The sequence below is a fragment of the Kitasatospora sp. NPDC003701 genome, from assembly GCF_053587085.1.
Genome location: NZ_JBSFNM010000050.1, coordinates 37,031 through 60,231, shown reverse-complemented (window position 1 = coordinate 60,231; position 23,201 = coordinate 37,031). Strand labels below are relative to the sequence as shown.

The following is a 23,201-nucleotide window of genomic DNA, read 5'->3' as shown; positions in this document are numbered from 1 at the left end:
GCGGGTCACTCCCCCTCGGTGGCGGGCTGGTCGGTGTCGAGGGGGCGGGCCCGGCGGGCGAGGGTGAGCCAGCCGTCCGAGCCCCGGGTGCCGTGGATGTCGGCCAGGCCCGCGAGCAGGAACGCGTACGCGCCGCGCTTCGGAGCCCGCGGTTGGGCGGCGCCGGCCTCCCACTTGGCGAACGTCTCCCGCCGGGTCTCCAGGGCCGCGGCCACCTCCACCTGGGTCAGGCCGGCCGCCTTACGCAGCCGCTCCCGTTCAGCGGGCTCCGGCAGGTCCCCACCGTCCCTGGCCTTGGCCAGCAGCGCGTCGACCGCCGCGAAGATCTCACTCATCACATACCTCCACCCAAGAAAAGTAGCACATAGAACCGCATCTATCGCAACACTATCAATCGCACACACATCGCATCATGACCACATCGGATGGTGACGGAGCACGGCGGTTTGCGAATGGAGCATGTTGGTTTGCGACTCCGTGGTCGCACGAGGAGCTTGGTGAACCCGCATGGCCGCGAGGGCCCCGTGAGCCACCCGATCCGCACCTGGTTGAATCGGCGGATGAGTGAGACCTCCGTCGACCTGGGAGTCGTCACCGCGCCGTCCGGTGTGCTGGTACTGGGGATGGCCGGCTCGATCGACCAGTGGTCCGAAACCGGCGATCCGCTGTCCGTGCGGGCGCTGGCCGCGGCAGGGTTCGGGGGCGGCCACTTCCACGAGCCTGCGGACGGGCCCAGCAGCGATTGGTGGTGCGAGGCGGTCGCGGTGCCGGCCGCCGCCGACCGGCCGTTGAAGGTGCGCGCCAAACCGTGGGTTTCCTACGACGGGCCGGTGGTCTCCGTCCTGGAGGTCGACCTCGGCCTGCCCTGGCCGAGCAACCGTGGCAGGTCGCCGATCCGGCTCGGCGACCTGCCGGTCGACCGGTGCGGCATGGTCCTCGGGGACGCGCGCGCCCTGGACTCGTTCGTCGGACTGAACGGTGAATCCGTCGACGGACTCGCCGACGTCACCTACTGGGGGAAGTACGCGGACGACGCCCACGCTCGCTTCGACGGCGAACGGACACCCCAGTACGGCGGCCAGGGTCCCTACGGGCGGCTCGACCTTCCGCTGCGCGAAGCCCACGAGTTCGCCGACCGGATCCGGAGCTGGGGGCCCCGCGCCGGTCTGATGGTCTCCGTGGACGCGCACAGCCACTTCCACCTGCTCGACCGGGCCGGTCAGATCCACCCCCTGTCGGCCGGGCGGATCGAGATCGACGGATGCCAGGTCCTGGGCCTGGGCTGGGACCCCGGGGACCATTCCATGCGCCACCGTGGCGAACGTGCCTGGGACCAGGTCTACGCGGTCACCCTGGAACAGGCCGGCACCACCACCCTGATGCGCTGGACCATCCCCACCGAAGCGGAAGAACCCGGCCAAGCCGAAAGCTGACGATGCACCCGGCCGCGCAGTCCAACGGCGGGACGGCCGCCACACTCGGACGGCCCCGCCTCACAAGGTGTCGTGCTCCGGTTTCGCAAACCACGATGCACCGCCACCGCGCCGACCAGCGGGTTCTAAACGATCAATCGCAGACTACGGCGCTCCGTCACATCGGGCCGCGATGGAGCGCCGGTGGTTGTCCCGCGCCAGGTGATCTTGTGCGCGGCAGTGCCACCCCGCCGGCCCGCCATGCGCGCATCACCGGCCCCGAGCAGTCGAAGGAGCCGGGCACGATGGCGCCCCACGCGCACGGCTTGCCGATCTGCCCCCGGGCGAAGGCAACAGCTGCCGCGGCTCCCCCGCCGGCATCGGTCTCGCCGCCCTTGGCCTTGCCACCCTTCGCGTCACGATCCTGCTTCTTCTTCGCCCCGGACCCGGACCCGGACCCGGACTTGGCGCTTGAGGACTTCGCCTCCTCGGGCAGCTCACGGATGCCCAGAGCCCCGGGCTCCGCCTCGGGCGTCGCCCAGGCCCCGGACGGTGTCCCGGTGCCGAAGGCCTGACCGGGCGTGTCCCCGGCGGTGAGCGACCCGATGTCGCTGCCCCCGGCGGCATACCGGGCAGGCACCACCCCACCGAGTCGACGTCGTCCTGCTCGGCGGCGGCAACGGTGCGGTGGAGGTGGTCGGGCAGGTGGACGATGAGGACCGGGTGCCACCGGCGGAAGAGCTCGCTCCCACCGGCGCCGGCGCTCCTGACCGAAACTCACCACCCTGTCGATGAACTACCCACCGCAGGTCAGCCGATGACCCCGTCCCACCAGATGCTCCTTGAGGCCGTAGATGCCGTGGAGCGTCCTTGCTGCTGCTCACAACAGGTCGGGCTTCCAGATCGTGCGATCGGCCTACACGTTCGCGTCAGGTGAGAGGTGGTAGGAGCCATCTGTAGCGTCCGCAGAAAGCACCCAGCCGGCCGCCGAGTACGCGAGCGGGCGAGCGGCGCCCGGCCGTCCTCATCCTCACCCGGCCGTCCTCGTCCTCACCCGGGCGGCCGGACCGGGCCACCGTCGGCGAGGCCTCGATCGAGTGCCAGGCGCAGCAGGGGCAGGGCGTCCTGGTCGTTGGCGTCGGTGAAGGCATGGATCGCCAGGAGGATGGGCCAGCACGCCGCGCACGCCATCACCCTCGTCGTCAGCGCCCTGACCGGCTTCGGCCACAACGTCCGCGTGGAGGGCCGGTCCACCTCCTCCGCCCCCATGATCCTCATCGCACCCTGACCGCCGGCTGGTCCGCAGGCACAACGAGGGCCAGGTGCCGGCCTCAACCGCTGCTCCGGCCACACCACCGCGGAACGGCGGTGGTGTGGCCGGCGGGCCGCTGCTTGACTCCTTCGGGTGCATCCCCGGCGGTCGGCCGCTTGCAGAACCGATCCGTCCGGAGAACACCCCCCACAGGCGCCCAGGCCCCGGCCGGCCCGGTCCGGGTACACCAGCGCCCCGCCGCCCGAGGAACCATCGAAGGAACCCACATGCGCACCACGCGTGTCCGCACGACGCTCGCCGCCACCACCGTGGCGCTGGCCGCGGTGCTCGCCTACGCCGGCCCAGGCCGTCCCGGGCACCGCAACGGCCCCCGCGCAGCACCGGGACACGATCGCGTGCCCCACGGGTTCGTGCGCGTCTGCCCCGACATCGACTTCGTCGGCCGGCCCTGCGTCGAGCGGGCCGTCGACGGGAGCGAGCGACACCTGCCGGACTACATCCGGAGAGCGGGAAGCTCGGTGATCAACAACAACGGCCGCACCGCACAGGTCTACCAGAAGGACAACTACATCGGCCGGCACGTGTGCGTGGGACGCGACGGAGGCACCATCAACGACCCGCGCTCGTACCAGCTCAACGACATCACCCACTCACTGAAGATCAACGACACCCCCTGCGGCGCCCGACCAGCCCACACGGGCTCCCCAGCACGACGCCGGCCCGGCCCGGGACGGGCCAACAAGGGGATCCAGCACGTCGGCGGCCGCCCCGGTGAGGCATCCCTCCACCAGGACTCGGTCCTGGGCGAGGTATCCACGCGTCAGATCGTTCACCCGCCACATCGCCTCGATCGGCGCCCCGTCCTCGGTATCCGTCACGGCCCTGTCCCACCTAGCGGCTGCGGAGTCCAGGCACAGGCGACCCGCCCCGCGGAAGGAACATGGCGAGGTCACCGATCCGAGGCCCCCTACGCGTCGATGTCGCTGTAGGACTCGAACGGCGGCCAGCGCTCAGATGGTCCGGCTACAAGTTGTGGAGGTGGGCGAGCCGGACGGTGTGGGCGGCCTGTGCCGGGGTGTCGTGCATGAGGGCGTTGTGGGTGGTGGGGTCGCCGATGAAGTAGCCGTCTGACACCGCGACCCACTGGTCGCCGAGTCCGGGCAGGCCGCGCTCGACCCAGCCGAGCGACAGCCAGGCGAACGAACGGGCAGGCCGGAGCAGCAGGGCCGGGCCGCCAGCGGCCGACGGCGAGACGGGACAACGGCCGGAGCAGGGCCGAGCACGCGCAGCCGAAAGCGGAAGGCCGCAGGCGGCAGGCGAGCCTGGCCGAGTGACGGCCCGGCAGGCGCACCGGGAGAAGCCGGGCCGGCCCAGCGGCCGCTCTGCGACAGCGCCGCCTCGCCAAGCAGACCCCCCGGCTACGCGAGAACGCCGGGAACAGCTGGCGGGCACCGGCCAGGACGGACGGCCGGGCCGGGCAACGTGGCGCCGCGGCGAGCCAGCGACGGCGGACCGAACGGCAACGGGCCGACGGGCAGCAGCGAGCCGGGACGGGACGGCGGGCTGGCCGGGACGGGACGGCGGCCGAGTCGATTCAGGTGCCGGCCTGCTCGGCGGCGGCCAGCGAGTCCAGGAGCACGGTCTGCTGGACGCTGAGCTTCCCGCCGGCGCGGGCCCCCGCCTGCTTGCGCAGCCACGCACCGGGGCGGAAAGTCGGGTCCGCCTCGCCGCCGGTGCGGTTGGCGGGGCCGGTGAGGGTGCCGCCGGCGGCGAGGTAGACGAGCAAGCGCCGGTACGACCTGTTCCAGTCCGGCTCGATCCGCCACAGCTCGTCCAACGCGGTCAGCTTCGCGTCCTGGGCTGCCGTCAGTTTGGGGTTCCTGCGCTGACGGCCCATCCAGGCGCCGACACCGTGGCCGTCGAGCTTCGCGGCCGCCGGGACGGCCAGGTGCCCGTGGAGTACGGCCCAGACGCGGGCGTGAGCGAAGCCGCGGGAGAGACAGCCACCGCCCCACGCGCGATGCGGGCATGGCCGTCGGGCGGCAGGACGACGAGGTACTGCCGGTCGGCATCCTCGACGCGGGCCAGCGTGATGGAGGTCCCGGCCGCCGCGAGTGCCTCGGCAACCGGGCCGGCCTCCTCCGTCATCCGGTCGATCCGCGAATGGAAGCGGGTGAGGTCCTTCACCGGGCCGGTGATCCAGATCGCGATCCGCGCGCCCCGGCGCAGCGCGGCGAGCAGGTCCGTGCGCAGCGGTCCGTCGTCGGCCTCCTGGAGGAGCAGGTCGTGCAGGCGTTCCTGCCCGCACGGCCCCGGCGGGGCCGCCTCGGCCAGCGTTCGGCAATTGCGGCACGAGGCCAACGCGCGGGGCCGGAAGTGGTGCAGGAAGAGTGTCAGGTAGCGGCCGCGGATCCCGCACAGGGTACGGCCCAGGCCCCCGGCATGCTCAACACCGGGCACGCCTTCAACCTCCACTGCGGGGCACTCCGCCGGCACACGCGCGGCCGCGAACGACCAAGCCCTACCCAAGGACATCGGCGTCGGCGTCGGTGCCGGCGTCGGGAGCGTCAACCATGCGAGCCAGCATCCCACGCCCGCAACCACCCCCCGATCGAACCGAGCAAGGCCCGACGGGACGTCCACCGCCTTCTGGTTCGTCGGTACCCGCCCACGGCACCAGAGCCGGCACGGGCGAACCCCGCCCCGGCCCCGGCCAGCGACCCTGCCCGACCGAAGTCCTCCACCTCTCCCCCCGAACCGCAGACACCGACCCGCCCCCCGCAGACAACGTCAGTGGTGAACTCTGGGGTGGCGGGGTCATACCAGCGACTGGCCGTGCTCGCCTGGCCGCTGGCCGGGTCGGTCCAGCCGCCCAGATCGCCGATCCGGCTATCTGGGCGGCTGGACCGACCCGCTTGCCCAAGGGTCATACGCAAGGGCACTGGGGGCTACGGATCCGCGTTCCGAGAACGATTACGCCCGTGGGGGCCAGGCGGCGAGAAGCGTGTTCTCCGAGCCTGGAGGTGCCGCGACTTTGGCCGCCGTACGGAAGGCGCCGACGCCCTCGTCGGTGATGCTCATGACCAGCGAGGCACCGTCGGACGTTCGATCCAGCAGTTGCCGGTACCGCCCCCAGAGCGGCTCGGAAGCCGGCACGTCCACCGAGAACGTGTACGGGCGGTCCTTCGTGATCTCGACGTGGTCCGGTACAGCCAGGGCACCGGTGGGCACGGTGGGCACTTCCGCGACCGAGACTTCCTCCTCCCCCTGTGGGCCGGAGGCCCGCACGGACAGACGAAACGGTGCGGAGAGCAGCAGCGGCCCGCAATCCGGCGAACCCAGGGCGATCGAGGCTGTGATGGAAAGAGTTCCGTCACGCAGGCCAATGCCGAGAAACGCCAGTTGCGGAACCTCAACCGCCGACACCTCCGGCTGGACCGCCCTGAAGTTGTGATGGCCGGCCGCCGTCCTGTGTTCCTTCAGTCGCGCCAGGTCCGCCGACAACTCGGCCGGGACCTCGTCGCGCCGGTAGGCGGTGCTTCCCCCGCCCGGACTCGTGATCTCCACGGCAACGTCATTGGCCGGGTCGTCCAGTTCCTCGTGCAGGTCGTCCAGGTACTCCCAAGGATCGATGCCCTCGGCATTCAGCCGCTCCTCCTCCCGCTGATGGACGAATCTGGAGTGGGGGGCGCCGAACACGTCGCGTCGTTCCAGGGGCAGTGAACCCGCTTCCTGAAGGGTGCGCACCAGGAACTCCGCCATGCCGTAGGGATGTTCGACGAATCCCTCACCGCCGCGCTTCCAGACCACCACCGGCCACCGGTCCGGATCAGGCCCTGCCGACCGCCAATAGAGGAATCCGTACGTCTGCCCGTAGCTCTTCAGCCGGCCCCAGCCGATGAGGGATCCCGGCTCCGGCCAGAGCGGGTAGTCGGATCCGGTCTCCTCGATCCATCGCTCGCTGGACGCACGCAGTGTCATGGTCGGGATGTCCACACGGTCGGACTCCCCCGCCTCAAGTGAGGCGATCTCCACCTGGTCGTCGATCGACCCCGCACCGTAGACGGCGACGAAGTCCCGGAAGTCACTCGGCAGCGACGCGCCGAGGGCCTCCTCAACCGAATCCCAGTCGACGACGTCACCGGAGCCATCGTGTGGCGGCATCATTCCGATGAGAGATCGCACTGCTGGATGCATACCTTCTTCCCCTTCAGTCGGGTCCGGCCCGGCCACGTCAGCGGACCCCCGGCGTCGGCAATGGGTCCGAGCACGACGAGCACGAGGTCAGGCCGATGTTCACCCAGGCACCCGTGTGCCGGTTGTATATGACGTTCGGAACGATGCTCAGTTCCAGATGGCCGGTTGTGCTCAAGGCCTCCATGGCGAAGGCGTAGGGCACGGTCCGATTCCCCTCGTACTTGGGCTACACACGGTAGAGCACCTGCTGACCGGCCTCCACCTCCTGTCTTACGAGGTTCTCGAAGGCGGTCATCGGACCGTCGCGGCCAGGGTCGTAGATGTCCTGCCTGGCCGCGTTCGTCGACCTGCCACAGGTCGCCAAGTCAGCAAGCCTTCCCGTTCCGCCCAACTGGTCTCCCAGAAGGTGGCACGCGTTCACGGAATACTTCGCATCGCCCGCTCCGAGGTCGCCGGTCGCCAGTTTCTGTGCCCACCTGTAGCCGGGAACCCCTCTTTGCTGTGCTGCACTTCCGTTCTTGATGCTCGCCACGGTCAGGCATGCTTCCACCCCGGTCGCCCGCTTTCCATTGGCGGCGTCACGCTCCCAATAGTCGACCACCCCTGCCGCTGGGCACCCCTCGGCCTCCTTGTTGCTGTTGCCGGAGAAGTCGAAGGTCTGGGTGGAACCTTGCAGGATCGCGGCCTCGGTGGCGGCCATCTGCTGCAGCGTTGCAGGGTCGAGATCGAGCTGCGCTGCGATGCCCTGCTGCGTCGGACCGAGCTGCGGTCCGTTGAGGACGTTCCCCTCCGGCGTCGGGGTGAAGCAGGTCGTGCACGGTGTGGGGGCGACCTTGTGGGGGTCGACCGGCTTCGGGCGGGGCGGGGTCGACGTGTTGGAGCTGGTATTGGTGGTGTTCCGGTGCCCGGTCGGGGTGTCGCAGCTGTTGCGGGCGAACGGCTCCGCGATGAGGCCAATCCCGGCGAAGATCTCCCCCCACGCCACGCCTCCGAACAGATCCCCGATTGCGGGCCCGGTGAACGGGGCGGTGTACTGCCACCCCGGACCGTAATACGAAGGCTGCGAGCCGCCCACGTACGCGTTGATGACGTTGTCGAGGCGGTCCTTCTCGAGCATCCGTTGCAGGTCGAATTCCTGGCGGGCCGCCAGGCCGTAGTCCGGGGCGGGAGCGCCCCGGGGCGCCGGTGCAGCGCTGGGGGGTGCTGACTGCGCGGGGGCGTAGGCCCGTCGTCGTTGTCGTTGCCGGGCCCGCCGCCCCGAGGGACCGGCACCGGGATCGGGGTGCAGGAGCGGTGACCGCTGGTGTCGGCCGCGTTCATCGGGTCGCCGTTGGCGTAGGCGTAGAGGTTGGCGGCTGAGGAGGTGGCGGTGGACAGGGATGCGGAGTCGCGGCTGGTGAACTCGGCGGTGGCGGGGTCGTACCAGCGGCTGGCCGTGCTGACCTGGCCGCTGGTCGGGTCGGTCCAGCCGCCCTGGTAGCCGATCTTGCTGCCTGTTCCGGTGCCGCCGTCCGGCTTACCCCACGGATCGTACGCCGCGGAGCTCGCCATGGTGGCGCCGTTGGCGGTGAAGGTGCCGACCAGGTCGCCGTGGCGGTTGCTGTAGGTGAAGGCGGCACTGCCGGCCGCGCCGGTGGCGACCAGGCCTCCGTCGGGTGTGCGGCTGTAGCTTTCCGTGCCGTCGGAGACGAGGTGGTTGGTCGTGTCGTCGTAGCCGAAGGAGCGGCCCACCGTGGTGGCCAGTCGGCCCAGGGCGTCATAGGCGTAGGTCCGACCACCCTGGATGACGAGTTCGTTGAAAGCGTTGTAGCCGGCGCTGGTGGTGATGCCGCCATTGGTGACGGAGGACCTGGTGCCGCGCGGGGTGAACGTGTAGGTGTTCTCGCCGGCGGTGACGAGTTGGTTGCGCTGGTTGTAGGTCGCCGTCGTGGCACCCGACTTGGTGAGGTTGCCGTAGTCGTCGTAGCCGTAGGCGGTGGTGGCGACGCCCTTGTTCCAACCGGACAGCCGGCCGGCCTGGTCGTAGGTGAAGCTGGCGCTGGCGGTTCCGGCGAGGCCGGTGGTGTTCTGGGTCTTCAGCCGGCCGGAGGCGTAGTAGCCGTAGGTGAGGGATGCCTTGGTGGCGCCGGAGGTGCTAAGGGTGTCACTCGCCAGGTTCTGCTTGCCGTCGTAGGTGAACGAACGCGTGGTGCCGGTGCCGTAGCTGATGGACTGAACGGCCCCGGACGGGTAGTAGGTGTAGCCGAGCGTCCCCCCGGTGAGCGGGTCCGCGAAGGACTTCATGCGGCCCGCACTGTCGTAGTCGAAGGTCGCCGTGCCGGTCGCGTTGGTGCGAGAGGTGAGGAGTCCGTCGGCGTTGTAGCTGAGGCTCGACTGGCCCTGCGGCCCGGGGCTGCTCACCGAGTGGATGCCCGCGTTCCTCACCCAGCTCGCCGCGCCCGGCGCGCAGCTCGTCCGCACCACCACCGCCGACGGTGACGCACGAACCTACCTCTTCGACACCGCGCGGGAGTCGTTCACCGAACTCACCGAGGCCGACGGCACCTGGACCGTCCGCCAGGGCGGCCCCGGCGCCCTGTGGGACGCGGTCGAGGACACCATCGCCGCCTGGCGCGACGCCGGACAGCCCGCCATCACCGACGTCCGCCTCCAGATCACCCCCCGAGCGCACACCTAGTGGATCGGCGAGAAGCCCCAGCTCCGTCGGGAACACCGCATCACCTGACCCCACCATCAGCCCCGACTGCCCGAGGAGAGAACAGCCCATGGCCCAACAGGGACGGCCAGTCGACTCTGTAGCGCACGCCCCGACGCCGGCGGGGCCCTGGCCGGGAGGTTGCGCGCTGCTCTGTCATGCCGTCCTGCGATGATCATCGACAGTCTCGATGGAAGCGGAGCAGGGCATGGCTGAGATGGTGGAGAAGAGTGTCGCGCGGGTGGCCAGGACCATCGCGGCGGCGGCTCCTGGGGGGTGGACGGAGGCGCTGCTGGTCAGCTCTCAGGGCTTGCTCGGGCTCGGTGTGTCGGGGAGGTACACCGTCGCCGGCGCGGCCGGGCGGCCGATACACCCGACTGGAACCTTCCAGGACTTGGACGATGTGACGTCTGCGGTGGGCACGGCCCGCGGCTGGGTGCACACCAGGCTGGAGGTTCGGTGCCGACCGTCCGGGGAGTTCACGCTGGTGGCGTCCCGGGACGTTGTCGCGCGTGTGCAGGGTGAACGTCCGGGCTTCCTGGCCGTCCTGGACGACGGCTACCGGCCGTCCTGTCCGGGATTCGCTCAGGAGGAGGGCACGGCCGCCCCGGCGGGTGACGCGGATCTGGCGGTCGCCCGGCTGCGCGACTACCTGAGGCGGCGTTCCGAGGTCCTGGGGTTCGCCGAGACGCTGCCTCCGCCCGTGACGGAGGCGGCCCTGGATGATGCCGAGCGCCGGATCGGCCGGCCCCTGCCGGACGATCTGCGAGCGTTGTACCTGGTCGCTGACGGCAGCGGGGACGACGCCTGTGGCCTGTTCGGCAACCTCGGGTGGATGTCGCTGGACCAGTTGGTCGTCGCCAACGCCAGGCTGCGGGAGCCGGTGTGGACCGGCTGGGAGATCGCCTGGGACACGGTCGTCCTGGACGCCGACCCGCCCGACACGGTGCGGCGCTGCCGCGAGCACCCGGCCTGGCTCCCGTTCGCCACCGCCGACGACGGCAACTACCTGGCGGTCGACATGTCTCCTGCCCGGGCCGGACGTCAGGGACAGGTGATACAGATCGGCCGGGACTACGACGAGGGGCCGCTCCACGTCGCCGACTCGGTCACCTCCCTCCTGGGCCGCTTTCTGGAACTCATGGACCAGGGCGCCTATGGGGTGGAGGAGGACGAAGTCGGCTACATCGAGTTCGTGGAAGACACCTGCGGGGCCGGCTCCGATCCCGAGCTGCGTACCGTCGGCATACCCGGTGATGTCCCACCCGGCCTCCAGGCCGTGCTGATCCAAGTCCGTGCCCCCGCCGGGCCCATGGATCTCGCCCCGCTCACCGCCGCCCGCCACCTGCGGCGCCTCGAACTCAAGCGCCGCCCCGTCGTGGACCTGTCCCCCGTCCGAACCCTGCCCGTGGAGTTCCTGTCGGTCACGTTGCACGGTGGCGGCCTCGCGCCACTCAGCGGCCACCGGCACCTCGCCTCGTTCGACCTCGCCGCCGATTCCCCGACCGACATCACTGCGCTGCGGAGCGTCCCGAACCTGCGCTGTCTCGATCTCTCCCAGGCCGCGGTCCAGAACCTGACCGTCCTGTCCGACTTCCCGGCCCTGCGCTACCTGGCCCTCACCGCCCGCCAGTGGGCCGTCCTCCTGGACGGGAACAAGGTGCCGGCCACCTTGGCCGCCGCCCGCCTGGTCGAACGCGACGCCTCTCGCGACGAGGCGTTGTCCTGGGCGGGGCGACTCGGCCTGTCCACCGGAGAGCCCTTGCGCATCTCCGGGACCCTGACGAGCGAATAGGCATCGCGCGACCGTCGCCGAGTCAGCACTGGACCCGGTCTCCGCGAGCACTACTCCGGGATCCCCGAACCGGGCCTGGATCGGCCGACTGGCAGCCCACCGATTCAAGGGGCGGAGCCCCCTCCCGCTCCGGGCAGGACAGGCGAGTGAGTCGCCTGCCAGACCCGGGGCTTGGCGGATCCTCATCACGGTGTGAGTCGCCATGCGGGTTGCCTTGGCCTGCGCCACTGCATGATCGTGTGCGGCAGGTGTGAGGGCGTGCTGCCGCGGCCGTAGACCGAGTCCTGTCGGCGGTAGGAACAGGGCGTCAGGGGTGGGGGCTATGGTGCGTCACCGTGGACGCTACTGATCTTGACCACCGGGCCCGGACACAGTCCGGCTGCATTCCGCCGGATCTGGTCTCCCGGCTTCTCGAACAAGGTCATGCCGACGTGGTGGAGCGGTGGGCGGGCCGTGGAGAGTGGTTCTGCGCTCGGGAGTGGGCGCGGCTGCTCGGTGAGCAGGGCTGGCACGACGAGGCGCTCGCGGTGCTCGACCCGTACCTCTCCACGGGCTGGTGGACGGCCGTCGAGGACACCGCCGAACTCCTGGAGGGCTGGGGCCGGGCTGGGGAGGCGATCGAGATCCTCCGGGCCCGGATGGCCGCAGGGCATCCGATGGCGCTGCAGTCCTACGCCCGGCTGCTCTCCCGGCACGGCCGCGGCGACGAGGCCTTCACCCTGTTGCGGCCGCACGTCGACGACTCGTCCCACGCCGAAGCCCTGGTCGACGTCTCCGAGGGCGCCGGTCGTGACGAGGAGGCCGCCGCGCTGCTCTCCGCCCGGATCCGGGCAGGCCACCAGTGCTCCGACTTCCCGTGGTGCTGCCGCGGCCTCGACGCCGACACCGCGACCGGCCTGCTCGCAACGATTCGCGAGCGCCAAGGACGCGTCGAGGAGGCGATCGCCTTGCTCCGCAACCGCGCCGAAGCCTCCCTCCACGGGCGCGACCAGCTCACCGACCTGCTGGCCCGGCACGGACGCGTTGAGGAACTGCGCGCCTACTCGGCGGACGACGGCCTGGGGCACGCCGCGCAGCGGCTCGCCGAGCTGTTGGAGGAACGCGGCGATGTGGAGGGTGCGATCGCGGTGTACCGGCAGGCGGACCAGGCCCACTCGGCGGCGCTGCTCGCATGGCTCCTCGCCCGCCACGGCCGGGGCGACGAGGCGATCGACGTCATGCGCGCACTGGCTGATGCCCACAGCGGCGACGACTGGATCCTCCACGCCCTGTCCACACTCTGCGCCGGCCAGGGCCGCCCCGAGGAAGGACTGGCCCACCTCGACGCCCTCACCTCAGCCCGTGGAGGGGACGAGGAATGGGACCTGTTCTGGGTCCGGCTACCGCTGATCGCCGCCAGCGAGGGGGTCGACGCGGCGGTCGACCGGGCCCGGGCCCACCCCGAAGGCGCCACCTCATACGCGGCGCAGCACATCGCTGGACTGCTCGCCGACGCCGGACGCACGAAGGAGGCCGTCGCCGTCCTCGAACAGCACACATCGGCCAACCGTCACGACCTGGCCGGCCACCTCATCGACCTTGGTCGCGTCGACGACGCCGTGGCCGTCCTCCGGCAAACCAGGGCCCGAACCTCCGCCTATTCGACCGCCGGCCCGCGGCACGACGATCCCCCGTTCTGACATCCGGTCCTTCGGCGTGCCCGAACCTCCGCCGAACGGCACTGAAGCATGATCAGCCGTCACGGACCCGATCGAACGGCGACCCGGGAGAGGACCGCCAGACCGGGGCCGTCCTCAAGAGGACCGCGACGGCGGGTCGGACCGGTCTGCCGGAGGGGAGGGTGGGCGAGGACGGATTCGAACCGTCACAGCAGAAGCGGGGGTGTTACAGACCCTTGGGCTCTCCCATGCCCAGCTCGCCCTTGGCGGAGGAAGTGGGGGTCGAACCCACACGGGTGCTCACGCACCCCAACGGTTTTCAAGACCGAGGCCGGCGCCACCTGTCGGCTGGCTCCTCCATGAACTGCGTGTACTGCGCGGAGAGTGCGCGGATCGAACTCGCGCGGGCGTGAACCCGACTGCGGCTTGATCCAAGCCGCTGCCTTACCACTCGGCCAACTCTCCAGAACCTGCGCTGCCGGACGAGGATTCGAACCCCCGAACCTCCTGAACCAGAGTCAGGCGTGCTGCCAGTTGCACCATCCGGCACTACGAAGCGACATGAGAAAAGCCGCCCTTCGAGGGGAACCCCCGAGGACGGCCAGGCACTTCGGGTGCCGGTCTACCGCCCGGAGGGATCTCCCTGGCTCTGCTGCGAGCCTGAGGAACGCTGATACGACTGGCCGCTGCTCATGACGTACGTTCCTCTCCGGGTGATGTCGGGTTGATGTACCTACTCTGCGGCACGTCCGAGCGTGCGGGCAACCGGATTACCGCCCCGCAGGATCGTGGCCAGGCCCGACGTGGTGCCCGAGAACGGCGGCCCCCGTCCGGTCATTGGTGCTCCGCACGGCCATGCGCAGGCGGCGGAGGTCACTCGAACCCCAGGCGGCGACGCCGGATCTGCAAAACGTCAGAGCCGGCGGCGGCAAGAGGTGGGGCCGGCGGCCGCGACGCCGAACGCGGGACCGATCGACGCGCAGCTTGTTCGGACCGCTGACAACGTGCCCGCGACGACCAGGGGGTTCGATGTGGGGAGACCGTCTGCGCCCACCGAGGAGCCCAGGCTGAGAACCGTTGCCGACCTGGGCTTCGGCGTCGTCGGTGTGCCGCTGTCAGCGATGGGTGGTCATCGAGATCCGGGCGAGAACCACCGATGCCTGTGCCGGGTTGGCGCGGAGCCAGGCGGTCAGGTGCTCGTGGACGGCGTCGGCGACGCAAGCGCGGACGGGCCCGTTACCCAGTCGGCCACGGGTGGCCCCTTCGAATTCGGGGCGGTCGAGCTTTACCGACACGACCGCCGTCAGGCCCGCGCCGAGCTGGGCGGGGCTGAAGTCGGGGTCGGACGGGGTGATCAGCCGTTGCTCCCGGGCGTAGGTGTTGATCGCGGCCGCCAGGCCGTCACGAAAGCCGAGCTCGTGTGTGCCGCCGCCGGTGGTCGGCCGGCTGTTGGCGTAGCTCGCGACGCGCTCCTCGGGGGAGTCGCACCAGAGGAGGGCCACCTCGACGGTTCCCTCCATCCGGGAGTACTCGCGTTCGAAGCCGATCACGTCCGGGTGGAGGGGGTTGCGCTGCTCGGCGACGTGGTCCCTCGGGCCGCCGGGGAAGCGGAAACGGACGGCCCGGGGCACCGCGGGGTCGCGGTCGTCGGTCAGGGCGATGTCCAGGTCCCGGTTCAGGAAAGCGAGTTCCCTGAAGCGCTCGGCCAGCGGGTCGAACGAGAACGCCGACGTCTCGAAGATCTCGGCATCGGGCCGGAAGGTGATCGCGGTCCCGCTGCCGCCGGCCGGTCCGGTACGGGCGGCCGGCGCGACGGCCACACCTCGCTCGTACTCCAGCACCCAGCGCGCGCCGTCGCGCCGCACCTCGGCCGTCAGACGGCTCGACAGTGCGTTGACGGCGGCCAGTCCCACACCGCAGTAGCCGCCGAACAGCGAGCGCCGGTCGACAGGCCGCCCGCAGCCGAGTACGGCCAACCGGGTCTCCAGCGAAGGGCGGTCGTTGTGGCCCGCTTGCTCGACCGGCAGGCCCATGCCGTCGTCGGCGACGCGGACGCCGCCGTCGGCGGTTAGGGTGATCCCGACACGGCTCGCGGTGCCCGCGAGGATGTCGTCCAGCGCCCGCTCGGCGACCTCGAACACCAGCTGATGAAGGCCGCGTTCGCCGACCGATCCGATGTACATCCCGGGCCGCTTCCGAACCGCCTCCAGGCCCTCCAGAACCACGATCGTGCTGGCGTCGTACGCAGCGGATTCCTCGCTCATGCTGCCCCCTCCGAGAGTGTCCGACATAGCTCCCCCAGCCTAGGGGATTCTCGCGAAAACACCAGGTCAGTGCCAGTTTGGTGCGGCTGCCGACGGCCTCCTGACGGGCAATCGGGAGCGCTCGGCCGGGGAGGGGCGCGTGCTGCCGCCGCAATGCCGTCTCGACCCCCTGGGGGCCGTCTGCGGCACCGTCCAGGGCAGCTGCGGGGTGTCGTCGGCGCAGTCGACCTCGACCTCGACCCGGTCGCATGCCAGCCCGGCGCCGGCGAGGCCCGTGTGCAGGCGCTCGGCTAGGCCGCGGGCGGCGAACACCAGCGGTTCGGCGACCGTGCAGGGCTCTTCGAAGCGCTCCTCCACCGACAGGTCCACCCCAGGTGGGCGGGCCACCACCGGCCGTGCCTGCAGCCCGCGGGCGCTGCCGGTTCGGCACCGAGGCGGCGGGCAGCGCGGCGAACCGGCCGAGGGTCGGCAGGCCGAGCCGGCCCAGCAGGTCCGCCAGCCCGGCGTCCGCGAGCTCGGCCACCGGGAACGGCGCCAGGAACCGAGCACTGTCCCCCCGCCGGGACCGCCCGGGCCAGCCGGGCGGCGAGCTGCGCGGCCAACAGACCGTCGGCGATACCGACCCGGCACGGATGCCCGGTCGCCTCGACCGCGTCGACCACCCGCTCCGCCAGAACGTCCTCCCCACCGTGGAAGCGCGCCGCGCCCGCGGCCGGCACGGCCAGCAGACCGGGCCGCAGAACCTCCAGGTGCGCGGCGAGCGCACCCACCGCGTCCGCGACCGACTCGAACGCCTTCGCCTCGCCGTCGACGCTGCGTTCATACACCTCCAGCTCAGCCACCAGGGCCTGGGCCGAGCGCAGCCTCTGCCCGCGTCGCACCCCGGCCGCCCGCGCCCCGCCCGTCGCGGCGAGGATCCCGGGCACGCTCGACCACGACCACCAGCCGCTCCGGCTCCGGCTCGCCACCCAGCACGGCCACCACCGGCCAGTCCGGCTCCCAGCAGGCCAGCACCCGCGGGACGTCCTCGCACCCGGCCACCTCAGACCACCACCGGGGAGCCACATGCGGACGCCGCCGCGGAGCGGCCCGACCCGGCGACCGGCGCCTCGACCGGCCGGACCGCGCCGTCCGCGTCCGGCAGCCACAGCTCGACCCGCCGCTCGCGCGCCGCCGCGCCGCGACCGCCCGCCGACACCACCAGTCGCCGCGCCCGCAACCGCGCGCCCGGCCACTCACCGGCCACCACCACCGCGCACCCACTGCGCCGCGCCACGGTGACCAGGCGCTCGGCCACCGGCCCGGGCGGCGGCCCGCCACACAGCAGCAGGAGGCCGAAGCCATCTGCCAGGGCGAGCGCCACCTCCGGGCGCCGCTCGCGCGGCGCCTCGACCACCACCAGCCGGCGCAGGTCGACACCGACCTCCGCAGCCCCGAGCAGGCCGAGCCCGTCGAAGCCCACCGCCGCGCACCAGGTACCCGCCGACGTCGCGGCCGCCGCCAGAGCCATCAGCAACGCGGTACCACCGCCGGTCACCGACACCACCGCGCCCGGGCGCAGCCCCCGCTCCGGCAGGAGGTCCTCAAGGGCGGGAAGAACCGGCACCAGCGGCCCGGGCCGGACCGGCTGGAGCTGGGGTGCCAGCGCTGCGAATGTTGCCTCCACACCCCCAGAATCAAACATTCAATCGAAAGCAACGAGCCCGATTCCGCTTTCGCACTATTCGGTCACGCGTTCGATCAGGTCGCGTTACCCCAGGTCACGGACCCATGGAATGAGCCGTTCGGCGCTCCGCGCTCGCGGCACAGCGCCACCTTTCCTCTGACACATGATCTTGACCGATTGCCGCCGAAGGTGGACCACTGCACGTTTCGTGCCGTCAAACCTTGACCGCCCCGGTCAGGGCCTCACGGAGCGGTGTCAGCATCCTGCTGGATGATCTGGCCATGCTGATTGCGACCAACGAGCGTGGCCACGTGGTGAAGCGCGCCACCAAGCCCGCCATCGGGACGATGCTGGCCAACCTGCAGCAGGGCAACGCCCACATGGTCGTCGAGCGGGTGGACCGGGAACGGCCCGGTGACTGGTACATCCAGGTCCTGCTGCGCGAGAACAACACCTACCAGCTCGAATACCGGGACGGCGTGGCCGAGCAGCACTTCCAGACCATGACCGTTTCGCAGGAGAAGGTCCTCGCGGCACTGCTCGGCTGGGCCGCCGCGAAGCCGGGCTGGCAGGACGCCTTCATGTGGAACAACATCAGCGAGCAGTTCAGCTCCAGCGACCAGGAAGGATCAGAGCCGGCCGATGGTACGAAGCGGGCTGCGAAGCCCTGAGCCGTCTGACCAGTACGGTCAAGGTTCGATGGCACGAACCGTGCAGTGGTCCGACTTCGGTGACATTTAGGTCTAGGTTCGGTGGCAAAGGACACCACGCACCCTGCACATCACCGCCCGGCCCGCCGACGGCGAGATCACCGCCACCGTCTGGGGCCCGGCGGCCGACTGGCTCATGGAACGCCTGCCCGCCCTGCTCGGCGCCAACGACACCCCCGACCGGCTCACTCTCCCGCCCGGGCCGCTGCGCGAGGCGCAGCGCCGAAACCCGGGCCTGCGCCTCGGCTCCACCGGGCTAGTCCTGGACGCCCTGGTGCCCGCGGTACTGGAGCAGAAGGTCACGGTCACCGAAGCCAGGAGGGCCCGGAGGTGTCTGCTGCGCCGCCACGGCGAGCCGGCCCCGGGGCCGCGTACGGACCTGTACGTCACGCCCACCGCCCGGCAGTGGGCCATGATCCCGTCCTGGGAGTGGCACAGGGCCGGTGTGGACCAGAAGCGAGCGGCGACGATCCAGCGCGCCGTCCGGCTCGCACCCCGCCTCGAAGAGGCTTCCGCCATGAGCGGCGCACAGGCCCACGCCCGGCTGACCACCGTGCCCGGCATCGGCGTCTGGACCGCCGCCGAGACCCTCCAACGCAGCAACGGCGACGCCGACGCGGTCTCCGTCGGCGACTACCACCTCGCCAATCACGTCGGACACTTCTTCACCGGCCGGACCCGCAGCACCAACGAGCAGATGCTCGACCTCCTCGCCCCCTACAGCGGCCAGCGCCACCGGGTCTGCAAACTCGCGCTCCTGGGCGGCGCCCGCGCACCGCACTTCGGCCCCCGCCTCGCCCCCAACGACCACCGCCACCGATGAATCAGCGAGAGCACCGCCGCTCGGGCCGGCCCTACCGCGGCGATTCCCCCGTCCATCGGGGCCGCGGCACCCGGGGCTCCTGTGGCCGTGGAAGCCCTGCGGGCCGCGATCCGGGCGACACGTTCGACTGTGACCGTCTTCTCGAATGGCATGAGCGGCCACCTCGACACCCGCCAACACGCACCATGTCACCGCGGCGACATCAGCCGGGGAAAGCATGTGATCGAGTTCATCGTCCACGACGAACGGCCGAACGCGGAGGCCAGGCCGCCAGCAGCCGCGCGCGAACGCGGTGTGAGTCACAGCGGCTGGCGCCAGTTGCGGTAGGCGTGCGGGGGCCTGGCGAAGCCGCTGTCGCTGAACGGGTTGGGCAACGTCCCGTCGAGAGTGCCGAGGAGGAAGTCGCCGAAGCCCACCGCGAAGCGGACCCAGCGTTCCTCCCCGTAGAGGGGCTGGCGCTTGTACACGACGACGTCCCAGCTGTCCGGGTCCCGAGCATTACAGAGCCAGAAAGCAACGTCGCTGTTGGCGCTCTTCGCGAAGGGAAGAAGCCTCCCCTCCTCCAGGTCCTCCGGGGCGCTGCCGGTAAGGGCCGCCGGCTCCTCTCTCGGGTCGACGTCCAGTCCGTCGACGAGGACGCCGTACGGGGAGCCGTCCACCGGCAGCGTGCTGACGCTGAGGCACTCGTCCAGCTCGCCGCCGCCGTAGAGCGCGACGAAGTCGCGGTAGTCGGCGGGCAGGCGCAGGCCCGTGGTCCGGGCCAGCTCGTCCCAGTCGATGGCGTCGCCCGGAGTGCTCGGCGCCCCGAGCAGGGCCGAGAGCCGGATGATCGCCGGGTGGACCATGGCGATGCCTCCTTCGTGAGTGGCAGGGTTCGACCAGTCACCGTAGTGCCCGGCGTCCTGCCCAGTGCCGCCCTGCAGACGGTCCCGGAAGCCCGCAGCTCAGGTCACCAAGCCGGAACCACCCAGAGCCGGCCGTTGACCACCTCCACGGGCTCACTCCAGAAGCTGCTTCGACCAGTCACCCCCGAAGCGATAGGCACAGCCGTCATCGACCTGCTTCATCCCACCGGGAACAACGCTCTGATGGTAGGGATAACGTTCCGTCACCGCCGCCAGCAGGAACTCCAGGAAACCGCCCTCGAACAGGTCCCACTCCAGCATCGAATCGAACTTGGCGACGACCGGCCACCGGTCCGGGTCCGCACCCCGCATCAGCCAGAAGAACTGGTCCGAGTTGTAGTTGTTGCCCCACTTCAGCAACCCTCCCTCGGCCGGGAACAACGGATACGGGCACTCGTCGTAGTCCCCGTCCCGGTAGGCCTGGGCCAGCATGGCGCAGTATCCGTAGGGCTCCGTCGTGTAGTACAAGAATCCCTCGAAGCCGAGCGGCTGCCCGGTCTGGGGACTGGGCGCTGCCGATGGCGTGTAGACGTGCAGTTCGTCCCTGATGCTGACCATCCCGTACCGGTCAGCGAACGCCCGGAAGTCCGCAGGCAGTTGGAAACCGATCGCCCCTGGCGCGCGCTCCCACGGAACCGGGACCACGCCGTCCGCGGGCGGCGGCCCGATCACCACGGCAAGCCGGTCCAGCATCTCCTCGATGTCCACGTCCACTCCCATCAGCCACCCGTCCCCGCCGGAGGCTATCCGCTTCCGGTGACACCGGACCCCAGGGACCCGGCCCCGCAGTGTCCTGACACCCGAGCCCGTCCCGCCGCACGAGGTCGAAGATCAAGCGACGACCCCGTCGGGGTTCGGCCGGCCGGTGTACCGGAACCAAGTGGTCAACCGTCGGCCTTCCTCGCGGTCGGGCCCGGCGGTTTGGGTGTCCGATAGGCTCGGAGCGATCGGGGGTGACGTTGAGTAACGCTGGTCTGGTGCATCAGGTGCGGATGCTGCGAGCGGGGGCGGGTGACCCGGCGTTGATGCTGGTGCAGTTCCGGATGAGTGCGGTGCTGGTGCCACGGTGGGGGGACGAGGCGCTGTGGACGGCCGACGAGGGCGGTCTCCGCCGGATCTTCGCGTTCACGTCCGAGGAGGAACTCGCCGCGTTCGCGCGGGTGAAGGACGTGCCGGTGGACGGCCTGCCGTATCTGACGGTCCTGGGTTCGCGGCTGCTGGACGTGGCGGTGCCCGGGCTGGGGGTGCCGGGCGGGGTGGCGCTGGACGTGGCTGGGGCAGCGACCCGTCCGAGGCGAGCGGCAAGCTCGTCGGCAACTTCCTGATCGGCGTCGGCACCGGCGGCGGCACCGCGGCAACCCTCGCCGAACGCGAAGCCGCCGCCGTCGCCGAGAACGCCGCCAAGAAGGCAGAACAGGAAGCGGCGGCGAAGGCCGCGAAAGAGACCGCTGCGAGGACCGCTCGCGAAGCGGCCGCGCAGGAAGCGGCGAAGCAAGCCGCGAAGGAGGCCAAGCGCCTGGACGCCGCGGTCGATCCGAACGTGGACCTGTCCGGCTTGAACGGCGTCACATGGCGCGAAAGCAGCGAGCCGCTCTTCCGCCTCGACGACCGCAGTCCGGCCGAGGTGCTGGGCGCGAAGGGCCTGGCCCCATGGGACGTCACCAACCCCGACCTGCGCGGTTACGTCCTGGACAATGAACATTCCGCCTTCGTCGGCGCGAGCCGTGACCCCTCGAAGATCCCCGACTCCCGCCGCCAGTACAAGTACGAGGTCGATGCCAGCATTCTCGACAACCCGCACCACCTGGAGGGCGAAGTCGCGTTCCAGGCGGCATCAAGATCGAGAACATCAAGAGCTGGCAGCAGTTCAACCCGATCGACCAGACCTGGGGACCACCGGTCCCCAACCCGTACTACCGGCCAACGCCGGGATTCAGCCCGGAATGGCGACAACCCGGCTACACCAGCCCCTGACCCGCACCACCGACAAGGAGACCACCGTGACCATCCCCCCGCCACCGACCGAGCCGCCCGCACCACCGATCACCGACGCGACGCGCGAACGCGCCCGCGCCAACCCCGGCCGGTGGATGTACGAGATCGATCCCGCCTTCGACCCCGACGGCGCCGTCCCCCCGTGGGGCATCAAGGGCGGCTGGGAGGTCGACCAGCGCGGCGACCTCGTCCGCTGGGTCCACAACCCCAACTACCGCCCCTCACCCCGCACCCTCGGCATGTACCAGCCCGAGAACGCCGCCGAAACGGCCCTGCAGAACGCCGCCACCGGCTACGGACCCGAAGAGGCCCTCCTCACCGCCCTCCTCGACACCCCCCTCGCCGTCCTCGCCCTCCCCCAACGCCCAGGCCTGTACGTCGAACCCGACCCCGACTCACAAGGCATCGTCACCGCCTACACCTCCCCCCGCCACCTCCCCCCGGACTGGCCCGGCTACCAACAGCTCACCGGCCGCCAACTCGCCACCGAACTCCCCGGCGCCCTGCTACGCCTCAACCCCACCACCCGCCCCTCCGTCACCCTCCCCCTCGACGAGATCGGCACCGCAGGAACAACCGAGAACCGCCCATCCTGACCGGAGCGGGGCCGACTCCCGGCTGGTTCAGCTTGTGGTTCAACGGCCGGCTTCCAACTGGCGGACCAGCTGGTCAATCGCCTTGCCGGCTGACCTGACGCGATGGACGGGTTCTGCGGCATGATCGGTACATGGAACGAGTTGTCGATCTTGACGAGGCCGTCCTTGAGGTGGAACGACGGAGGAACCGCTGGGAGGAGGCCGGGCTGACGGTTGGACCGGTCACTTGGCGGGACGAGGAGCAGAAGTGGCCGCAGCAGCTTGAGCGGGACCGGACCACCGTGGCGAAGTCGGACTCCCTCGGAGTCGTTCTCACCGGTCTGGGGGGTGAGTTGTCCGTCGTGCTGTTCCGCGGTGGTTGGACCGACGTGGACTACTTCGCGGGTATCGACGATGCCGGCGCCCTCCCTACTTCCGAGATCGACTCGGCCGCAACGTTCGGCGACCAGCTCGACAGCTATGTGACCAGGGTCTTCGGGCCTCTCGCCGATGTGGCCCACTGAGCTCGTCGTTCAACGGCCGGCTTCGAACTGCTGGTCCCGGTGATCACTCGTCCGGGTGTTCCCGGGACTGCGGCACGGCCCCGGGCGCCCGCCCGGCTCGAAGGACCGCCGCCCCGCGAACCGCTACGACGTGGGCCTGCTCCTGGCCACCGGCGAGTCCTACCGCCGACCGGCTCACCACAAGGTCGGCACCAAACCACGCCGCACCGGATCCATCACAAGCTCGGGCCTGGCCGGCAGTGTGCACCGCAACCGAGACGACCCCGTCGTCCAGGGTCAGGACCACCTGCCCGTCGGGAAGTACCGCGACCGCCACCACCGGCGAGCCGAGGGCCGGCTCGACCGCGCGCCCCTGCGCGGTGAGCGGCTGGATCCGTACCGCACCGTCCTGCCAGGCGGCCACGACCAGCAGGCCCTTCGCGGTGTGCGCGGCGGCCACCGAGACGACGGCGCAGCCTCGTTCCCACACCGGGGTGGGCATCGGTGGGTGCCCGGGCCTCCAGGCCCGTACCTGGCCGTCGGCCCCGCCACTGATGATCACGGGTTGAGCGGTTGGCGGGCCGTTGTCCACCTGTCGTGTCACCAGGACACCGGCCAGCGCCGACACCGGGCCGACGTGCAACGCCTCGGTGCCGCTCTTCGTCGCTCCCAGCCTGTGCGCCCCGCCGGTGGCGTCGCCGGCGCAGGGCAGATCGCACACCGCGGTCAC

23 protein-coding genes, 4 tRNA genes and 2 pseudogenes are annotated in these 23,201 nt (G+C 70.8%); 12 read left to right on the top strand and 17 right to left on the bottom strand.

Annotated elements, in window-relative coordinates; all coding sequences use genetic code 11:
• Window positions 1-5: 5 nt before the first annotated feature.
• A complete protein-coding gene (locus ACWDRR_RS33395) occupies window positions 6-335 on the bottom strand; it encodes a helix-turn-helix domain-containing protein (protein ID WP_449775999.1) in 330 nt (109 codons plus the stop codon).
• Window positions 336-560: 225 nt separating this feature from the next.
• Between ACWDRR_RS33395 and ACWDRR_RS33390 the strand changes: the two genes are divergently transcribed.
• Window positions 561-1,433, top strand: a complete 873-nt coding sequence (locus ACWDRR_RS33390) for a hypothetical protein (RefSeq protein WP_449775998.1) — start codon at window positions 561-563, stop codon at window positions 1,431-1,433.
• A gap of 157 nt (window positions 1,434-1,590) precedes the next feature.
• Here ACWDRR_RS33390 and ACWDRR_RS33385 read toward each other — a convergent pair whose 3' ends face one another.
• Window positions 1,591-2,055, bottom strand: coding sequence for a hypothetical protein (locus tag ACWDRR_RS33385; protein WP_449775997.1), 465 nt, complete (start codon window positions 2,053-2,055; stop codon window positions 1,591-1,593).
• Between the two features lie 522 nt (window positions 2,056-2,577).
• Between ACWDRR_RS33385 and ACWDRR_RS33380 the strand changes: the two genes are divergently transcribed.
• The gene (locus ACWDRR_RS33380; RefSeq protein WP_449775996.1) at window positions 2,578-2,700 is read left to right on the top strand and encodes a hypothetical protein; all 123 of its coding nucleotides are present in this window, start codon (window positions 2,578-2,580) and stop codon (window positions 2,698-2,700) included.
• A 251-nt stretch (window positions 2,701-2,951) separates the two neighbouring features.
• Window positions 2,952-3,674 carry a peptidase inhibitor family I36 protein gene (locus ACWDRR_RS33375; RefSeq protein WP_449775995.1) on the top strand — a complete coding sequence of 241 codons (723 nt, stop codon included), beginning with the start codon at window positions 2,952-2,954 and terminating at the stop codon, window positions 3,672-3,674.
• Between the two features lie 605 nt (window positions 3,675-4,279).
• Here ACWDRR_RS33375 and ACWDRR_RS33370 read toward each other — a convergent pair.
• The 5 genes and pseudogenes from ACWDRR_RS33370 to ACWDRR_RS33350 all read right to left on the bottom strand — a co-directional run.
• Entirely contained in the window at window positions 4,280-4,633 is a 354-nt protein-coding gene (locus tag ACWDRR_RS33370; protein ID WP_449776006.1) for a hypothetical protein, read from the bottom strand.
• Window positions 4,552-5,160 carry a hypothetical protein gene (locus ACWDRR_RS33365; RefSeq protein ID WP_449776010.1) on the bottom strand — a complete coding sequence of 203 codons (609 nt, stop codon included), beginning with the start codon at window positions 5,158-5,160 and terminating at the stop codon, window positions 4,552-4,554. Before ACWDRR_RS33365 ends, ACWDRR_RS33370 begins: the two co-directional genes overlap by 82 nt.
• A 498-nt stretch (window positions 5,161-5,658) precedes the next feature.
• Window positions 5,659-6,870, bottom strand: a complete 1,212-nt coding sequence (locus tag ACWDRR_RS33360; RefSeq protein ID WP_449775994.1) for a hypothetical protein — start codon at window positions 6,868-6,870, stop codon at window positions 5,659-5,661.
• Window positions 6,871-7,108: 238 nt separating this feature from the next.
• Window positions 7,109-7,999 (bottom strand): hypothetical protein, encoded by an 891-nt coding sequence (locus tag ACWDRR_RS33355; RefSeq protein WP_449776009.1) that lies wholly within the window; start codon window positions 7,997-7,999, stop codon window positions 7,109-7,111.
• Window positions 8,000-8,235: 236 nt separating this feature from the next.
• A pseudogene (locus ACWDRR_RS33350) lies at window positions 8,236-8,433 on the bottom strand (RHS repeat-associated core domain-containing protein); the annotation flags it as partial.
• Window positions 8,434-9,289: 856 nt separating this feature from the next.
• Between ACWDRR_RS33350 and ACWDRR_RS33345 the strand changes: the two are divergent.
• The 3 genes from ACWDRR_RS33345 to ACWDRR_RS33335 all read left to right on the top strand — a co-directional run bounded on the left by ACWDRR_RS33345 (window position 9,290) and on the right by ACWDRR_RS33335 (window position 13,051).
• On the top strand, window positions 9,290-9,559 hold the full coding sequence (locus ACWDRR_RS33345; RefSeq protein ID WP_449775993.1) for a hypothetical protein: 270 nt from the start codon (window positions 9,290-9,292) through the stop codon (window positions 9,557-9,559).
• Window positions 9,560-10,091: 532 nt separating this feature from the next.
• Window positions 10,092-11,372 (top strand): SMI1/KNR4 family protein, encoded by a 1,281-nt coding sequence (locus ACWDRR_RS33340; RefSeq protein WP_449775992.1) that lies wholly within the window; start codon window positions 10,092-10,094, stop codon window positions 11,370-11,372.
• 431 nt (window positions 11,373-11,803) lie between these two features.
• Window positions 11,804-13,051, top strand: coding sequence for a tetratricopeptide repeat protein (locus tag ACWDRR_RS33335; RefSeq protein WP_449775991.1), 1,248 nt, complete (start codon window positions 11,804-11,806; stop codon window positions 13,049-13,051).
• 162 nt (window positions 13,052-13,213) lie between these two features.
• Here ACWDRR_RS33335 and ACWDRR_RS33330 read toward each other — a convergent pair.
• The 7 genes from ACWDRR_RS33330 to ACWDRR_RS33300 form a co-directional block, all read right to left on the bottom strand.
• A tRNA-Tyr gene (locus ACWDRR_RS33330) sits at window positions 13,214-13,293 on the bottom strand.
• Window position 13,294: 1 nt separating this feature from the next.
• Window positions 13,295-13,389 (bottom strand) — tRNA-Ser (locus tag ACWDRR_RS33325).
• A 19-nt stretch (window positions 13,390-13,408) separates the two neighbouring features.
• Window positions 13,409-13,495: transfer RNA gene (locus ACWDRR_RS33320), tRNA-Ser, on the bottom strand.
• Window positions 13,496-13,505: 10 nt separating this feature from the next.
• Window positions 13,506-13,579 (bottom strand) — tRNA-Gln (locus tag ACWDRR_RS33315).
• Between the two features lie 566 nt (window positions 13,580-14,145).
• The gene (locus ACWDRR_RS33310) at window positions 14,146-15,294 is read right to left on the bottom strand and encodes an ATP-binding protein (protein ID WP_449775990.1); all 1,149 of its coding nucleotides are present in this window, start codon (window positions 15,292-15,294) and stop codon (window positions 14,146-14,148) included.
• A 290-nt stretch (window positions 15,295-15,584) separates the two neighbouring features.
• Window positions 15,585-16,361, bottom strand: a complete 777-nt coding sequence (locus ACWDRR_RS33305; RefSeq protein WP_449775989.1) for a Y-family DNA polymerase — start codon at window positions 16,359-16,361, stop codon at window positions 15,585-15,587.
• Complete coding sequence (locus ACWDRR_RS33300) at window positions 16,337-16,960, bottom strand: hypothetical protein (RefSeq protein ID WP_449775988.1); 624 nt, start codon at window positions 16,958-16,960, stop codon at window positions 16,337-16,339. The genes ACWDRR_RS33305 and ACWDRR_RS33300 overlap by 25 nt, the downstream gene beginning before the upstream one ends.
• Window positions 16,961-17,241: 281 nt before the next feature.
• On the opposite strand from ACWDRR_RS33300, the gene ACWDRR_RS33295 reads away from it, so the two are divergent.
• Both ACWDRR_RS33295 and ACWDRR_RS33290 read left to right on the top strand, forming a co-directional pair.
• Entirely contained in the window at window positions 17,242-17,631 is a 390-nt protein-coding gene (locus ACWDRR_RS33295; RefSeq protein ID WP_449775987.1) for a hypothetical protein, read from the top strand.
• Window positions 17,632-17,806: 175 nt separating this feature from the next.
• The gene (locus ACWDRR_RS33290; RefSeq protein ID WP_449775986.1) at window positions 17,807-18,493 is read left to right on the top strand and encodes a DNA-3-methyladenine glycosylase family protein; all 687 of its coding nucleotides are present in this window, start codon (window positions 17,807-17,809) and stop codon (window positions 18,491-18,493) included.
• A gap of 299 nt (window positions 18,494-18,792) precedes the next feature.
• Here the strand turns inward: ACWDRR_RS33290 and ACWDRR_RS33285 are convergent, their stop codons facing one another.
• Window positions 18,793-19,338, bottom strand: a complete 546-nt coding sequence (locus ACWDRR_RS33285) for an SMI1/KNR4 family protein (RefSeq protein ID WP_449775985.1) — start codon at window positions 19,336-19,338, stop codon at window positions 18,793-18,795.
• A 153-nt stretch (window positions 19,339-19,491) separates the two neighbouring features.
• Entirely contained in the window at window positions 19,492-20,106 is a 615-nt protein-coding gene (locus ACWDRR_RS33280; protein ID WP_449775984.1) for a hypothetical protein, read from the bottom strand.
• Between the two features lie 269 nt (window positions 20,107-20,375).
• Between ACWDRR_RS33280 and ACWDRR_RS33275 the strand changes: the two genes are divergently transcribed.
• From ACWDRR_RS33275 to ACWDRR_RS33260, 4 genes and pseudogenes are all read left to right on the top strand, one after another.
• Complete coding sequence (locus tag ACWDRR_RS33275) at window positions 20,376-20,723, top strand: SseB family protein (RefSeq protein WP_449775983.1); 348 nt, start codon at window positions 20,376-20,378, stop codon at window positions 20,721-20,723.
• A gap of 215 nt (window positions 20,724-20,938) precedes the next feature.
• A pseudogene (locus ACWDRR_RS33270) lies at window positions 20,939-21,166 on the top strand (scabin-related ADP-ribosyltransferase); the annotation flags it as partial.
• 232 nt (window positions 21,167-21,398) lie between these two features.
• Window positions 21,399-21,989, top strand: a complete 591-nt coding sequence (locus tag ACWDRR_RS33265) for a type VII secretion system-associated protein (protein WP_449775982.1) — start codon at window positions 21,399-21,401, stop codon at window positions 21,987-21,989.
• A 131-nt stretch (window positions 21,990-22,120) separates the two neighbouring features.
• Entirely contained in the window at window positions 22,121-22,492 is a 372-nt protein-coding gene (locus ACWDRR_RS33260) for a hypothetical protein (RefSeq protein ID WP_449775981.1), read from the top strand.
• Window positions 22,493-22,535: 43 nt separating this feature from the next.
• On the opposite strand, the gene ACWDRR_RS33255 is transcribed toward ACWDRR_RS33260, so the two are convergent.
• Window positions 22,536-23,192, bottom strand: a complete 657-nt coding sequence (locus tag ACWDRR_RS33255) for a hypothetical protein (RefSeq protein WP_449775980.1) — start codon at window positions 23,190-23,192, stop codon at window positions 22,536-22,538.
• Between the last annotated feature and the right edge of the window lie 9 nt (window positions 23,193-23,201).